The sequence below is a fragment of the Novosphingobium sp. SG754 genome, from assembly GCF_013149315.1.
In the GTDB taxonomy this organism is placed as follows: Bacteria; Pseudomonadota; Alphaproteobacteria; order Sphingomonadales; family Sphingomonadaceae; genus Novosphingobium; species Novosphingobium capsulatum.
The window spans coordinates 480,406-495,928 of sequence record NZ_JABGCC010000005.1; the positions used below are offsets into that span (position 1 = coordinate 480,406).

8 protein-coding genes and 1 tRNA gene are annotated in these 15,523 nt (G+C 67.5%); 2 read left to right on the forward strand and 7 right to left on the reverse strand.

The annotated features are described in order from the left end of the window. Positions 1-97: 97 nt before the first annotated feature. Both FHW97_RS15355 and FHW97_RS15360 read right to left on the reverse strand, forming a co-directional pair. Positions 98-8,434, reverse strand: coding sequence for a hypothetical protein (locus FHW97_RS15355; protein ID WP_171799246.1), 8,337 nt, complete (start codon positions 8,432-8,434; stop codon positions 98-100). Between the two features lie 379 nt (positions 8,435-8,813). Next, a tRNA-Arg gene (locus tag FHW97_RS15360) sits at positions 8,814-8,890 on the reverse strand. Positions 8,891-9,014: 124 nt separating this feature from the next. Here FHW97_RS15360 and FHW97_RS15365 point away from each other — a divergent pair. Both FHW97_RS15365 and FHW97_RS15370 read left to right on the forward strand, forming a co-directional pair. After that, positions 9,015-9,533: a hypothetical protein gene (locus FHW97_RS15365; RefSeq protein WP_082350073.1), complete on the forward strand. Its 519-nt coding sequence runs from the start codon at positions 9,015-9,017 to the stop codon at positions 9,531-9,533. Positions 9,534-9,603: 70 nt separating this feature from the next. Next, complete coding sequence (locus FHW97_RS15370; RefSeq protein WP_062783146.1) at positions 9,604-10,104, forward strand: MmcB family DNA repair protein; 501 nt, start codon at positions 9,604-9,606, stop codon at positions 10,102-10,104. Positions 10,105-10,111: 7 nt separating this feature from the next. Here the strand turns inward: FHW97_RS15370 and FHW97_RS15375 are convergent, their stop codons facing one another. The 5 genes from FHW97_RS15375 to FHW97_RS15395 form a co-directional block, all read right to left on the reverse strand. After that, on the reverse strand, positions 10,112-10,543 hold the full coding sequence (locus tag FHW97_RS15375; protein WP_054131623.1) for a hypothetical protein: 432 nt from the start codon (positions 10,541-10,543) through the stop codon (positions 10,112-10,114). A gap of 85 nt (positions 10,544-10,628) precedes the next feature. Then, positions 10,629-11,744, reverse strand: a complete 1,116-nt coding sequence (locus FHW97_RS15380) for a sensor histidine kinase (protein ID WP_054131622.1) — start codon at positions 11,742-11,744, stop codon at positions 10,629-10,631. Then, the gene (locus tag FHW97_RS15385; protein ID WP_054131621.1) at positions 11,741-12,187 is read right to left on the reverse strand and encodes a response regulator; all 447 of its coding nucleotides are present in this window, start codon (positions 12,185-12,187) and stop codon (positions 11,741-11,743) included. The genes FHW97_RS15380 and FHW97_RS15385 overlap by 4 nt, the downstream gene beginning before the upstream one ends. Then, positions 12,180-13,685 carry an ATP-binding protein gene (locus tag FHW97_RS15390; protein ID WP_171799264.1) on the reverse strand — a complete coding sequence of 502 codons (1,506 nt, stop codon included), beginning with the start codon at positions 13,683-13,685 and terminating at the stop codon, positions 12,180-12,182. The genes FHW97_RS15385 and FHW97_RS15390 overlap by 8 nt, the downstream gene beginning before the upstream one ends. Before the next feature lie 218 nt (positions 13,686-13,903). Next, on the reverse strand, positions 13,904-15,439 hold the full coding sequence (locus FHW97_RS15395) for a DEAD/DEAH box helicase (protein ID WP_168352060.1): 1,536 nt from the start codon (positions 15,437-15,439) through the stop codon (positions 13,904-13,906). Positions 15,440-15,523: the final 84 nt, after the last annotated feature.

Sequence of the window (15,523 nt, forward strand, 5' to 3'; positions counted from 1 at the left end):
GAGGGGGAGAACCTGCGGCGATGATCGATTGTGATTGCATGCAATCAAAAAGGGGCGCCGATGGCACCCCTTTCCGAAACCGCCCTTGCAGCCACGATCAAAGTTGGAAATCAGTGGCTTGCAGGTTGACGACACCATCCAGCCGGATCCAGAAATCCGACAGGCCATCGCCATTGGTATCACCCTGGACATAGGTGTTGCCGGCGGTCTGGATATACCGCAACTCGCCCGCCACGTGATGGAATGCGCTGTTGCCGATCCAGGCAAAGGCATCATCGCCCAGCGTATTGGTATTGGCATCCACCCCGATCAGCGAGATCAGGTCTTTCGAGCCGTGCGAAAAATCGGTGATGCGATCGGCGGTGGAGGCCGTGTTGCCGCCGAAATCGCCATCGCGGAAGATGAACTTGTCAGCCCCCGCGCCGCCGGTCAGCACATCGCGCCCGCCGCCGCCGATCAGGCGATCGTTGCCCGCGCCACCATCCAGCGTGTTGCGCCCGGCATTGCCGGTGATCACGTTGGCGCCGCTATTGCCGGTTACCACCAGGTTCTTGGTGCCGGTCAGCGTCACGTTGTCGACATCGGCGCCCATGGTGAAGCTGTGGTTGGAAGCCACGGTCACCACGTCGGCCAGGGCAAAGCCGATGCCGCCCAAGGCTTCATACTTGCTGGCATTGATGGTGATGCCGGTAGTGGCGTCAATCGCGGTGATGCCCGAACCGGCCAGCCCGGCCAGGGTATCAGCACTGAGCGCGGCGATCGCGGCGCCGGTGTCGACCAGCGTGATCGGGCCAGAGCCGATCAGCTGGATATTGCCGAGTTGCCCCGCCTGGGCTGCCGTGAGGCTGAAGCCGCCGCCCGAGACTTCCACGCTGTCGACCCCGTTGGCATCCATGGCCGCGAACACGGCCGGAGACAGCGTGGCGAGATCGGCGGCGCTGGCCGTGATCGTCACGTCGTCGGCCGCGGCAAGGTGCATCGTGCCCAGCGCGGTAAACTGGGCCAGCGACAGCACCAGCGCATCATCGCTGGCATCGATCGCGGTAATCCCCCGCCCGGCGAGCCAGGCCAGATCATAGGGCGAAAGGTTGGCGAGCGTCGCCCCGCTTTCGGCCAGGACCACGTCGCCGCCGGCAAAGGTGTAGTCGGCATAGCGATAGAGATCGGCCAGGCCGAGCGTGAGCGTGCCCTGGGTCACGGCGATGGCATCGATGCCATGCTGGCCCAGGATGGCGCGCGTTTCGGTGTCGAGGGCAAAGGCCTGCTCGGCAGTGAGATCGACCACGGCCAGGTCTTCACCCGCAACATACATGCCGCCCATGGCGCTCACTTGGGCAAGCGAGAGATGCACGCTGCCGTCAGTGGCATCGATCACGCCAACCCCGCGCGCGGCCAATGCGGCAAGGCCATCGGGCGAAAGCGCGGCGATATGCGCACCAGTATCAACCAGGCTGCGGCCATCATAGCCCGCCAGGACCATCGACCCGAGCGCATCGTATTGCGCCACCGACAGGGCCAGCGGGCCGTTGACCTGGATGACATCCACGCCTTGCGTCGCCAGGGCGACCAGTTCCTGCGCGTCGTGTGCCGCCAGGGCGCTGCCGCTGACCATGAGGCGCACGGTCACATCGGGATCGATCGCCAGGCCGCCCTGCGCCAGATGGTGCAGCGTGGCCAGATCGACATAGAGCGGCTCGCCCAGCGTGCCCACCATATCGACCCCGGCGGCAACCAGCGCGGCGACATCGGCGTCATCCAGCGTGGCCAGGCTATCGCCGTTGAACCACAGCCTGACGGTGTCTGCGCCGGTCAATGCCACAGTGCCCAGTGCCAGGAATTGGCCATAGGACAGGGTGATCTGATCGTCGCTGGCATCGATCCGGGTGACCCCGCTATCGGCAAACGTGGCCAGCGTTTCTTCGCCCAGGTTGGCGATCGCCGTGCTGCTGTCGCGCACCACGACCGCGTCGCCATGGGCAAAGCCGATGCCATCCTGCACCAGGCGCGACCAGCTATCGACGCCCACGGTGATCGCGCCATCGGTGGCGTGGATCGTGGTGACACCGCGCGCTGCCAGGTCATCGATCTGGCTGCGTGACAGGGCGGCCAGCGTTTCCGCGCTATCGGCCAGGGTCAGCACGTCGTCTGGTGCGATGCCCAGCGGGCCGATGGCGTGGAACTGCGCCAGCGACAGCGCCAGCACGTTGTCGGTGGCATCGATGCGGTCGAACCCGGCATCGGCCAAGGCCGCCAGTGCTTGCGGCGAGAGTGCCGCCAACGCGCTGCCGCTATCGGTGATCGTGGCGGTGCTGGCGGGGTCTATCGTCATGCCGGCGATGGCCTGGGCCTGGCTGACCGTGACGGCAAAGTCATGGCCAGTGGCGGCAATGGCCGTAACGCCGGCGGCGCGCAGGGCGGCAATATCGCCCACCGATAGCGTGGCGAGATGTGCCCCGCTATCGACCAGGGTGGCGGGCAGATCTGCGGCAAAGACCATGCTGCCCAGCGCCAGGGCCTGTGCCACGGTCAACGCGGCACTCGCATCGGGCGTGCGCAGGATATCGATGCCCTGGCTGGCGAGGTCGTGCAGTTGCGTGGGCGTCAGGGTCGAAAGCTGGCCCGCCGCGATGGCCAGCGTGACGCTGTCGCCCTGGGTCAGGGTGGCTGTGCCCAGCGCATCGAACTGCGCCTTGCTCAGCACCAGGGCATCGTTGGTGGCATCGATCCGGTCCACCCCGGCGGCGGCCAGGCCAGCCAGCGCCGTGGCGGAAAGGTTGGCCAGTGCATCGCCGGTATCGGCAAGGATCACCGTATCCCCGTCGGCAAAAGTGACGCTGCCGAGGGCCAGAGCCTGCGCCACGCTCACCGTCAGCGGGCCATCGCTCGCGTGGACCTGGTCAACGCCGATGGCAGCGAGCCACGACAGGGTTTCGGGGCTGAGCGCGGCAAGTGCCGTGGCGCTGTCGGCCAGGGTCACCGGCTGCCTGCCACCGACGGCGATCTCGGCCAGATGCAGGGCCTGCGTCTGCGCCAGATCGAGCACCAGCGCGCCGCTGCTGGCGCTGAGCGCGACTGCGCCAGTGGCATCGAGCAGCGCGATCGCGGTGGGCGACAGTGTGGCCAGGTGGTCTGCGCTGTCTTCAATGATGATCCCGCCGGACGACGTGGGGTAAGCGGACAGGGCAAGCGCCTGCGCCACGCTCAACGTGGGCATGGCCATACCCAGGTCGATCGCATCGATGCCATGGTCGGCCAAGGCGGCAATCTGCGCGGGCGAAAGGCTTTCCAGCGCGGACCCGGCAAGCGCCAGCGTCACTGTAGCGGCCGGGGCCATGACCATGCTGCCCAAGGCATCGAACTGTGCCTGGGTCAGTGTCAGCGCGCCGCCGGTGCTAGCCAGGATATCGACATGCATGCCGGCGAGGTGGGCAATGGCGGCGGCGTCGAGCGAGGCCAGCACGGCCGGGCTGAGGGTCAGCGTCACGCTGTCGCTGGCCGTCAGCGCCACGGTGCCATCGAGTGCCAGGAACTGGTCATAGCTGAGCGTCAGCGCATCGTCGGTGGCGTCGATCTGCCGCAGGCCGGCATTGCCTGCCTGGACCAGGTAGGCCGGATCGAGCGCCGCCAGCGCCGCGCCGCTATCGGCCAGGACCACGCTGGCCACGTCCAGGTCCACGCCATGGAGCGCATCGAACTGCGCCAGCGAAAAGGTGACGGCGCCTGGATCGGTGGCGGCGATATAGGCCACGCCCAGATCCTGCAGCCGGGCAATGTCTGTCAGCGAGAGGCTGGACAGCGCCGTGGCGCTGTCTTCCAGCACGATCTGGTCACCCGGCGTGAACGCGAGCGGCGCCAGCGCGCGGAACGTGCCGAGGCCAAGCACGATCTGATCATCGCTGGAATCGATCGCATCGACGCCTTGCGCCACCAGGGCGGCCACGCCGGCGGCATCGAGCGCGGCCAGGTGGACGCCGCTATCGACCAGGACCAGCGTGGCGGCCGGACCGACCGTGACCTGGCCCAGCGCGGCGAGTTGGGCCGGCGAAAATGCCAGGACGTGGTCGGTCACGGCGATGGTATCGATGCCGTGCCCGGCGAGCGCGGCGAGCGCCGTGGCATCCAGCGCGGCCAGCGCGGCGCCGCTATCGGCCAGGGTCACGCTGTCACCCACTGCCAGCACGACCTGGCCCAGCGCGGCCAGCTGATCGGTCGTGACGGTAAGCGTGCCGGCGGCCGATGCCAGGGTATCGATGCCCTGGCCGGCAAGGCCGGCCAGCATCGGCAGGCCGGCATCGTCCAGTTCGGCCTGCGTGGTCACCAGCGTTGCACTGGTGGCGCTGGCAATGTGCCCGCCATCGAGCGCGTTGAACTGCGCCCACGTCCATTCCAGCGCGCTTTGCGTGGCGCTGACCACACTCACGCCATGGCCGGCCGCCTGCGCGATCTGGGTGGGCGAGAGCGCGTTGAGCACGCTGGCGTCATCGGCCAGGGTGAAGCCATGCTGCGTGGCAAAGGCCAGTCCCGCCGCAGCATCGAGCCGTGCCACGTCGAGCACCAGGGCATCGTCACTGACCATGACGATGACGCCACCCTTGGCCGCAAGCGTGGCGAGCTGCGCCGTAGTGAGAGCGGAAAGCGCCGCGCCGTTGTCTTCAATGGTCAGCACTTCGTTGGCGGCCAGGCCGATCCCGGCCATGGCCACGGCGCTCGCCGCGTCGAGCGTGAAATGGCCTTCGACGCTGCCGACCGTGGTGGCGCCCAGCGCGGCGAGGGTGGCCCATTGCGTTGGGCTCAACCCTTCCAGCGTGCTTTGCGCATCGTGCACGATCAGCGTGCTATCCGGCGCCACCAAGGTGCCAGCGAGAGCCAACGCCTGCGTCGCATCCAACTGCACCGTGCCGTCGCTGACAGCGATGCGGTCGACGCCCAGCGCCACCAGATCCGCGAGGGCCGTGGGCGAAAGGCAGCCAAGCGTTGCGCTGCTATCGCGCAGGGTCACGGTATCGGCGGCGGCCAGCGCCAGCCCGCCCAGCGCCTGCGCCTGGGCCACGCTCAGGGTCAGCTCATGATCGGTGGTGGCCAGGGCATCGACCCCGGCTGCGGCCAGATCGGCAAAGTCCTGCGCCGTAAGGGCGGCCAATTCGCTGCCGGTGGCCACCACGGTGACCAGGTCTGCAGCGGCGAGCGTGACGCCATGCAGCACCTGCGCCTGGGCCAGTGACAGGGTAAGGGCATTGTCGGTGGTGTCGACCGTGTCGATCCCCTGCGCTACCAAAGCGGCCAGCGCGGCGGCCGACAGGGCGGCAACATGGGTGCCGCTGTCGGCCAGGGTGAGCGTGTCACCGGCAGAAATGGCCACGCTGGCCAGCGCGCCAAGCTGCGCCACGTTGAGATGCAGGGCATTGTCGGTGGCATCGATCGCGTCGATCCCGGCGGCGGCCAGCCCGGCCAGCGCCGTGGCAGACAGCGCAGCAATCGCCGCGCCGCCATCGGCCAGGGTGATGCTGTCGCTGCCGGTCAGCGCGATGGAGCCCAGCGCCTGCGCCTGCGCCACGGTCAGCGCCAGGGCATTGTCGGTGGCATCGAGCACATCGATTCCGGTGGCGGCCAGCGCGGCGATCTCGCTTGCGGTGAGGGCGGCAAGGTTGGCCGCGCTATCGGCCAGCGTGATCGTATCGGCGGCGGCCAGAGTTACCACGCCCAGCGCCAGGGCCTGGTCGGCAGACAGGGTAAGCGCGCCATCGGTGGCGTGGACCGTATCGATGCCAAGCGCGGCCAGACCGGCAAGGTCAGCCGGGGTCAGTGCCGCGATATGGGCGGCCGTGTCGGCCAGGGTGATCGCGTCATCGGCGGCCAGCGCCAGGCTGCCCAGCGCCTGGACCTGCGCCACGCTCAGCGCCAGGGCATGGTCGGTGGTCGCCAGGGCATCCACCCCGGCAGCAGCGAGGGCGGTAAAATCCTGTGTGGTCAACGCCGCGAATTCGGCGCCGGTGGCCAGCACGGTGACCATGTCCGCGCCGGTAAGGGCCAGGTTGCCCAGTCCCTGGACCTGGGCGAGCGACAGGGTGAGCAAGTCATCGCGCGCATCGATCGCGGTGAACCCGCGCGCGCTCAGATCGGCCAGGTCGGCCAGCGACAGCGCGGCGATATGCGCGCCGGTATCGGCCAGCGTCAGCGTGTCGCTGCCCGACAGGGTCGCGCCGGCGAGCGCCTGGGCCTGTGCGACGGGGAGCGCGAGGGCATCGTCGCTGGCGTCGATCGTATCGATGCCGGTTGTTACCAGCGCGGCCAGGGCCGTTGCCGAAAGCGCCGCGATGCTGGCGCCGGTATCGGCCAGCGTCACGCTGTCGGATGGGGTCAGGGCGATGGTGCCAAGGGCCTGGGCCTGCGCGACAGACAGCGTAAGGCTGCCGCCCGTCGTGGCGATGCGATCGATCCCGGCAGTGGCCAGGGCCGCAATGTCGGCGGCAGAGAGCGCCGCGATATGCGCGCCGCTGTCGGTCAGCACGATGGTATCGCCGCCTTGCAGCGCCACGGCGCCCAGCGCCTGGGCCTGTGCCACGCTCAGCGCCAGAGTGCCGTCGGTGGGGTGGATCGTGTCGATCCCTAGCGCCGCCAAGCCAGCGATGGTCGCGGCGGAAAGCGCGGCAAGATTCGCGCCGGTATCGGCCAGGGTGACACTGTCCGCCTGGGTCAGGGCGATAGTGTCGAGCGCGTCGAGCTGCGCCACGGTCAGCGCCAGGGCATTGTCGGTGGCATCGATGCGGTCGATACCCAGCTGCGCCAGATCGCCGATCGTGCCGGCCGCCAGCGCGGCCAGCGTGGCGCCGGTATCGGCCAGGGTGATCACGTCTGCCCCGGTCAGGGCGGTGCCAGCCTGGCCGACCGCCAGCGCCTGGTCCACATGCAGCGTCAGGACATCGTCGATGGCGTCGGTCCGCGTCACGCCATGGAGGTAAAGGTCTTCCAGGCTCGTGCCGGTCAGGGCCGCGATCGCGGCGCCACTGTCGGCCAGAACCGCGCTGTGCCCGGTGAACCACAGGTTGCCGTCGACCACGGCCTGGGCCTGCGCCACGGAGAGCATCGGCTCGCCATCGCTGGGGCCGAGCAAATCCACGCCGGCCTGCGCCAGGGCGGCGATGGCAACCGGTGACAGGGCCTCGATCTCGGCAGCCGTCGCCTGGGCGATCACGGTGTTGCCCGGCGTCAGCGCCATGGTGCCCAAGGCGCCGATCTGCGCGAGCGAAAGGGTAAGCGCCCCATCGCTGGCATCGATCGCGTCGAACCCGGCCGTGGCGAGTTGCGCCAGTTCGGCCGGGGTCAGCGCGGCCAGGTTGCTGCCGGTATCGGCCAGGGTAATGCTGTCGCTGCCGGTCAGCGCCACGCTGCCCAGCGCCAGCGCCTGCTGCACCGTCAGGCTCAACGCGTTGTCGGTGGCGTCGATGCGGTCAATGCCGATGGCGCCCAGATTGGCGATGTCGGCGGCAGAGAGCGCGGCCAGCGCCGCGCCGCTGTCGGCCAGGGTAATCACGTCGCCACGCGCCAGTTCCACCGTGCCCAGACCCTGGACCTGCGCCACAGACAGGGCGAGGGCATTGTCGGTCGCGTCGATCTTGTCGATGCCGGCGTCGGCCAGCGCGGCAAAAGCACTGGCCGACAGCGCGGCCAGGTTGCTGCCGCTGTCGGCCAGGGTGATCACGTCGCCCGCAACCAGCTCCACCGTGCCCAGCGCCTGATACTGCGCGACCGAAAGGGTGAGCACGTTGTCGGTGGCGTTGATCTTGTCAAAGCCCGAGGCGGCTAGGCCGGCAATCTGCGCCACGCTGAGCGCGCCGATGCTGGCACCCGTGCCCGATAGCGTGAGGACGTCGTTGGCGGCCACGGTCACGCTGCCCAGCGCCTGGTATTGCGCCAGGGTCAGCGACAGGACGTTGTTGGTCGCGTCAAGCTGGTCCACCCCGGCGGCGGCCAGCGCGGCGATATCGCTGGGGGTGAGGGCGGAAAGCGCAGTGCCCGTGCCGGTCAGCGTCACGGTGTCGCTGCTGGTCAGGGCCACGGTGCCGAGCGCCTGGTACTGGGCGACGCTGAGGTTGAGCACATTGTCGGTGGCGTCGATCCGGTCGATCCCGGCATCGGCCAGCGCAGCGATATCGCTGGCAGAAAGCGCGGCGATATTGGCGCCACTGTCAGCCAGGGTGATCACGTCGCCCGCGGCCAGCGTCACCACGCCCAATGCCTGGTACTGGTCCACGGTCAGGCTCAGCACGTTGTCGGTGGCATTGATCTTGTCGATGCCGTTTGCCGCGAGGTTGCCAAAATCGCTTGCCGACAGCGCCGCGATGGCAGCGCCGGTATCGGCCAGAGTGACGGTATCGGCCGCGGAATAGGGCGCATTGGCGTTGTAGGCCGACACGGTGACGTTGATATTCGCCATTTTCTTGACACCTCAAGGCGTTGAAAAGAACATGGCGTACCGCTGCCGCTTGCGCAAAAAGTGGCCGCCAGCTGTGTTGATCCGCCCGGCCAGGGCCAGGCGGCGCATATTCACGAGGTTCGGCGGCGGTTATGCAGAATAGGCTGAATCAACACAATATTGGCTGAAATCTGCTGATTGCTAAGTATGTATACCAATACTGTGCGTATTTTTCCGCTGAACGTCATGCGCGGAACGGTATGCCGTGTTCACGGTGAATTTATTGTCGGAACAGCTTACGCACAATTACGCGGTAATGCCGTGAGCGGCGTCGGCGCAGCGCTGGCGCCACGCGCAGCGCGGGCCAAGAGGGCGATCAAGCATCAGATGTTGAGGGAAGTGGCGCACCCGACAGGATTCGAACCTGTGACCCCTGCCTTCGGAGGGCAGTACTCTATCCAGCTGAGCTACGGGTGCGTGAAGTGGCGCCCTAGCAGTGGCGGGCAGGGCATGCCAGCGGTTTTTGCACGGCCCCTGGCCATGGCATCGGCACGGCGGAAAATTAGGAATCGGTTAACAATCCCAGCCTAGCCTTTCCGCCATGGAACACCCCCCATTCCAGTCCTTCCGCGCTGGCCAAAGCCTTGATTCAGCGCCGCGCGATCCCTTGCGCGAGCAGGCGCGGCAAACGGTGCAGGGCGGCCCGCCGCCGCTGTTGCCCGGCGGCGCATCGGATGTGCTGGGGGCCGATCGGCTGGCGGCGCGGGCACGGCTGGCGGGCATGTCGCCGCTCGATACGGTGTGGATGGCGCTGCACGAGGCGGCGCGGTCGGTGGCGGTGCTGGCGGGGCGTCCTCCCGAACCGTTGCGGCCCGACGTGCGCAACTTTCCCGCGATCATGCGGGCCACCGGCGGCTGGCGGGCCGACCAGGCGCGCGACGGAATCGAAGACCTGGCTGCCGTGCTGCAACCTGGCTTGCGCGCTCTGATCGCCGCCCAGGGCCGCGCCACGCCCGAGGCGCTGCGCCAGGCCGCCCAGGCGCTGTGGCAGGAATTCGAGGCCGCGCGCGCTGCGCTGCTCGATCTGATCCCCCCGCTCAATCTTCGGCCGCAACGCTAGGGTGTGTGGGGATTCAGCCCATGGCGGGCTGCGGCTTTACCTGTTCGCATTATGTTCCTAATCTGACGGCATGTCCGATTCGATTCTCGTTCCGCCCACTGCCCCCTCGCTGTCGCCCGATGCCTTGGCCGTGGCACGCGGCGTGGCGCGGCTGTTTGCCCGCAACGATATCTGGTGCCTGGCGGAAATGCCGCTGCGCAATGGCCGCCGCGCCGATCTGATGGGGATCGATGGCAAGGGGCGGGTGGTGATCGTGGAAATCAAGGTCAGCCGCGCCGATCTGTTGGGCGATAGCAAGTGGCCGGAATACCTCGATCATTGCGACCGGTTCTATTGGGGGCTGGCGCCGCATCTCGATCGCGCCGTGCTCAACGATGCGGCGTTTCTGCCGCAGGCCTGCGGCATCATCGTGGCCGATGGCTATGATGCGGAAATCGTGCGGCCGGCGCCCAGCCTGCCGTTGGCCGCCGCGCGCCGCAAGGTAGAGGTGGAGCGCCTGGCCCGCACGGCCTTGCGCCGGCAGGTGGTGGCGGCCGATCCGGCCTGCGCCACCTGGGGCATCGACCATTGAGCGTGGTTTAGCCGGCCGCGGCGGCGCGCAGCACTTTGGATACCAGCGCCTGGGAGACTGACAGCACCCGTGCGGTTTCGGTCTGGGTAAGGCCGCGTGCGGCGAGCGCCACGATCTGCGCATCGCGGGCGGCACGGGCCTGGGCACCGCTGCGCCCGCTGGTTGCTGGCAATGCGCTGGGCAATTGATCCGGTTGTTCGTCTGGCGCGTTGGTCAGCGTATCGAGCGCGAGGCCGGGGCCGACGATCTCGCGCGTGGCGGTGCGGCCGTCCGCGCCGCTCGTCGCCAGGCGGGCAAGGCCGGTGGTCTTGTCGATCGACAGGGTGCAGCGCGCCACGTCCGGCTCGGCCATGGCTTGGGCCAGCAGTGCCATGACGGCCCGCGTCAGGCCTTGGTCAGCCGCCGCCTTTTCCGCGTTGCGTTTGCGCTTCTTGCCCATGCCCCATCCCCGTTTCCTGCGCTTGCTGTGATCGATGGTGTATTCGTGATATGAAAAATATCACAAACTGCCGCGACGGCAAGGTTCAGATGGTGAAATCCGCCGGCACGCTTTCGTCGCCCAGGCACAGATCATCAGCGTTGAGGGTAAGCGTCAGGCAGGCGCGCGTGCCGGGCATAGCCTCGCCGGGATGCACCGCCTCGTGTGCCAAGCGTGCCCCGCGCGAGCGGGTGAGCGCATCGATCAGCCGCGTGCCAAGGCCGGTGCCATGCACGGTGCCGTCGGGCGGCATGCCCCAGCCATCGTCTTCCACGCACAGCATCAGGCGCGCCTCGGCATCAGCCTGCTGCGTCAGGCGCAGGGTGACGCGCACCTCGCCTTCGGCATCGGCCGGATAAGCATATTTGCAGGCATTGCCGACCAGTTCGTTGGCGGCAAGGCCAATGGTGACGGCAAGGTCGGTTTTCAGCCGCGCGGGATCGGCATCGACCGTCACCGTGCGCGGCCGCTGGGCCGACCAGGCATCGCCCATGTCGCTGGCCAGAGCGGCGAGATAATCGTCGATCGCCACGAATTCGACGTCATTGGTCGTGTAAAGCCGCCGGTTGACCTGGGCGATCGTGGCAATACGCTGGTGCGCGCGATAGAGCGCATCGCGCGCGGCCTCGTTGTCCACGCTGCGCGCCTGCATCGAGACGAACGCCATGACCATCTGGAGGTTGTTGGCAACGCGGTGGTTGACCTCGCGCAGCAGGGTTTCCAGCCGGGCGTTGCTGGCGCGCAGATCCTGTTCGGCGCGATCGCGGGCCTGGCGCAGGGCGGTGGCTTCCAGCACCTGGGCAAAGCTTTGCGCCAAAAGATCGAAGAAATCGTCGCCCACTGCCTTGACGACATAGTCCTGCGCCCCGGCTTTCAGCGCGGCCACGGCGATGCGGCTCTCTTCCGAGCCGGTGACATAGACGATCGGCGGGCAATCGGGCAGGGCGCGCAGCCCTTCGAGCGTGGAGAGGCCATCGCGGCCCGGCATGTAATGGTCCACGGCTACCAGGTCGAAAGCCTGGCTTGCGGTCATGGCGATGCCTTCATCGCCGCTGGCCGCGGTGGTTACGTCATATCCCTTGCGCGCCAGCACACGTGCGACGAGGCGCCGCAGCCCCTCGTCGTCGTCGATATAGAGAATGCGCGCGGCGGGACGGATCAGACCTCCTCCGCACTCGGGATCTGGATCACCGACAGGAACAGGCCCAGCTGACGGATCGCGTCGGCAAAGCTTTCATAGTTGACGGGCTTGGTGATGTAGACGTTGCAGCCCAGGTCATAGCAGCGCTGGATTTCCACCTTGTCATCGGTGGTGGTCAGCACGACCACCGGGGTGCGGCGCAGCGGGCCATCATCGCTCTTGATCCGGGCGAGGATATCGATCCCGCTCATGTCCGGCAGGTTGAGATCGAGCAGGACCAGCGCCGGCCCGTTGTGGCTGGGGCCGTGCTCGCTATCGAGCAGGAACGACAGCGCCGAGGTGCCATCGACGAAGTGATGGATCGTGTTGGAAATGCCGGCGCGGCGGATGTTCTTCTCGATGAGACGGGCATGACCCTCGTCGTCCTCGATCATCACGATGTTGACGGGACGTTGATTAACCATTGGCTTCTGCGCCTTTCCATTCGATCGGCAGGTTGACGCGGAACGTGGCGCCTTTGCCCAATTCCGAAACCACTTCGATCACACCGCCAAGGCGATAGGCAAGCGCACGAACATGCGCAAGACCGATGCCTTCGCCCGGCTGGTCCTGCACGCCAGAGCGGCGGAAAAGGTCGAAAATGCGTTCATGATCACGCGGATCGATGCCGCGACCGTTGTCCGTCACCTCGATGATGGCGCGGCCGCGCATGGCCTTGCCACTGATGTGGATTTCACCGGCGCGGCCGGGCTGAAGGTACTTCAGCGCGTTTTCCATGAGGTTGGACAGAATCTGTTCCAGCGCGGTGCGATCGCTGGTGAGCGTGGGCAGCGCCGCGATGGTCAGCGTGGTGCCGGTTTCGGTCAGGCGGTGCTGCATCGTATCGGCGATCGAGCGGACCAGCGCGGTGAGATCGAGCGTCTCGGGCGCCAGGGTGCGGCGCCCTTCGCGCGACAGGCGCAGGATGGCGTTGATCAGCCGGTCCATCTTCTGGGTGGAACTGCGGATGAAGCCGATCGCCTCGGGCAGGTCTTCCTCCACTGCGCGCAGCACGTCCGCGGGCGAGGGCACCGCAGCGCCCGCCTGCGCCGGATCGTGCAGCGAGCGGGCGATCACGTCGGTCGCCGCTTCCAGTTCGGCGGTAAATCCCATGACGTTGACCAGCGGAGAGCGCAGATCGTGGCTGACAATATAGGCAAAACGCTGGATTTCGGCGTTCGCGCGCTGCAGCTCGGTCGTGCGCGAATCGACCAGGCGTTCCAGGTCGGTATTGAGCGCGCTCAGTTCCAGGCGCGAGGCACGCAGATCGCGCAAGGTGCGGCGCACCAGCAGGATCGTGGCACTGGCCACTGTCAGGATCAGCAGCGCGATCGCCACCAGCACCATGTTGAACGTGCGCAGGCTTTGCCCCTGCAGCGATTCGCGCTGGCGCAGCAGGGTGCGCTCTTCGTCGGCCATGGCGTCCGCCACCTGGCGGATCTCGCGAATATGGACGACGACGGGATCGTGGAAGAAATCGCTGCGCAAGGCAGCCTGCGCGCTTCTGCCCCTGCTGCGTTCCGTCCTTTCGGCCTTGACGTAATCGCTCAGCAATTGCCGCATCCTGCGGATGTTGGCGGCCTGCTCGGGATTGTCTGCGGTCTTGCTCTGGACCATGTCGAGATCGGCGAGCGCGCTGGCCAATGCCTCGTCGAACAGGCCATTGAACGCGGGATCATCGCTCAGTAGGCGGCCGCGCCGGGCGGTTTCCATGCGCTCGGCCTTGCTGGCAAAGGCGCCGATGCGCGCCTGCACTTCCAGCGTATGGGCAACCCAGCGCTCGCTGTCGGTATTGCGTTGTTGCGTCCACAATGCCGCGCCGAGCCCGGCGAGCAGGGCGGCAAAACCGATGGTCAGCAGTGTCAGGATGAAGCGGTTGACCCGGGTATCCCTGCCCAGCGCGGTCAGATTCGTCGTTTGCATTGAAACCCTTCCCGCGCGGCACGATCGCAGATGGCGCCGCGCGCCCACGACAGGAATGCCGATCGGCCCGGTTGGTTCCACCTGCGTCCCCCAACAATGGCATTTTTGCGCCGGGGCGAGCGCGGCATGGCAGCGGCGGCGCGCAGGTTTGCCATGAAAAAAGGGTGCAGGCCGCGTGGCCGACACCCCTTTTTCAAGCCATCGGCGCTGCCGCTGAATCAGACCACGCGGCGCACCTTGTTGCGGTGCTGGCCGGTTGTGGCCGGGCCGCGCGGGCGAAACCGGCGCTTGGCAGCCGCTTCACCACCGGCGTCGTGCCGGGCGGCATCGCTGCGCGGGGCATCGCTGCGACGGCGATCCTGGCCCGTGCGGTCTGCGCTGCGCGGCGTGTCACTGCGGGGTGCGTCGCTGCGGCGCGTGTCGTCACGGCGGGGCTCGCCGCGATTGTCGGCGCGGGGGGCGTCGTGGCGCGAGCCGCCATCACGGCGACCATCGCTGCGCCCGCCATCGCGCCGGCCACCACCGGCGCGGCCGCGTGGCTGGTCGCGGCGCATGTCAGTGTCTTCGGCCGCGCGACGCACGGGTGCGGGAAGGCGCGCCGCATCGGCCAGGAAGTTTTCCGGCAGCGGCATGACATCGGGCTTCACCTTGGTGAGGCGCTCGATATCGCGCAGGTAGGGCTTTTCATCAGGCGCGCAGAAGCTGATCGCCACGCCATCGGCACCGGCGCGCGCGGTGCGGCCAATGCGGTGCACATATTGCTCGGGCACGTTGGGCAGTTCGAAGTTGAACACGTGGCTCACCCCCGAAACGTCGATCCCGCGGGCGGCAATGTCGGTTGCCACCAGCACCGGGCACGAACCCTGGCGGAACGCTTCGAGCGCGGCGGTGCGCTGCGCCTGGCTCTTGTTGCCGTGGATGGCGCGGGCATCGATGCCGGCGGCGGAAAGATTGCGCGCCACGCGATCGGCACCATGCTTGGTGCGGGTGAACACGATGCCGCGATCGAGCTGCTTTTCCGCCAGCAGGCGGCGGATCGTCAGCGACAGCAGCGCCTGCTTTTCCGGCTGGTTGAGGAAGCTGACGAACTGTTCGACGCGTTCGGCCGTGGTCGATTGCGGGGCCACTTCCACGCGCACCGGGTTCTTGATGAACTGCTTGCCCAGGTCTTCGATCGACTTGGGCATGGTGGCGGAAAAGAACAGGCTCTGGCGCTTGGCCGGCAGCAGGTTGGCGACGCGCTTGAGCGCATGGATGAAGCCCAGGTCCATCATCTGGTCGGCTTCGTCGAGCACGAAGATTTCAGTGCGGCCGATGGTCAGCGCGCGGTTGTCGATCAGGTCGAGCAGGCGGCCCGGCGTGGCCACCAGGATATCGACGCCGGGCACCAGGCGGCGGGCCTGCTTGCCGATGGGAATGCCACCGAACACGCAATCGACTGTCAGGCGCAGGTTCTTGGCATAGCCCTTCATGTTGTCGGCGATCTGGGCGGCCAGTTCGCGGGTCGGCGAAAGCACCAGCATGCGGCACGACGCCGGCTTGCGCGGCTGCGGATCGGCGGCCAGGCGGTGCAGCGAGGGCAGCGCGAACGCGGCGGTCTTGCCGGTGCCGGTCTGCGCGATGCCGAGAAGATCGCGCCCTTCGAGCAGCGCGGGAATCGACTGGCGCTGGATCGGGGTGGGATCGGTGTAGCCCTTGGTTTCAAGCGCGCGGAGAATCGGCTCGGCAAGGCCAAGGTCAGAAAAATAGGACATGGAGTTCCAATGCTTTGCAATGCCTCCCATGGCCGGCCACGACAATGCGCGACAGGCCCGATGGGTGCAGGGTCGAACGTGCGA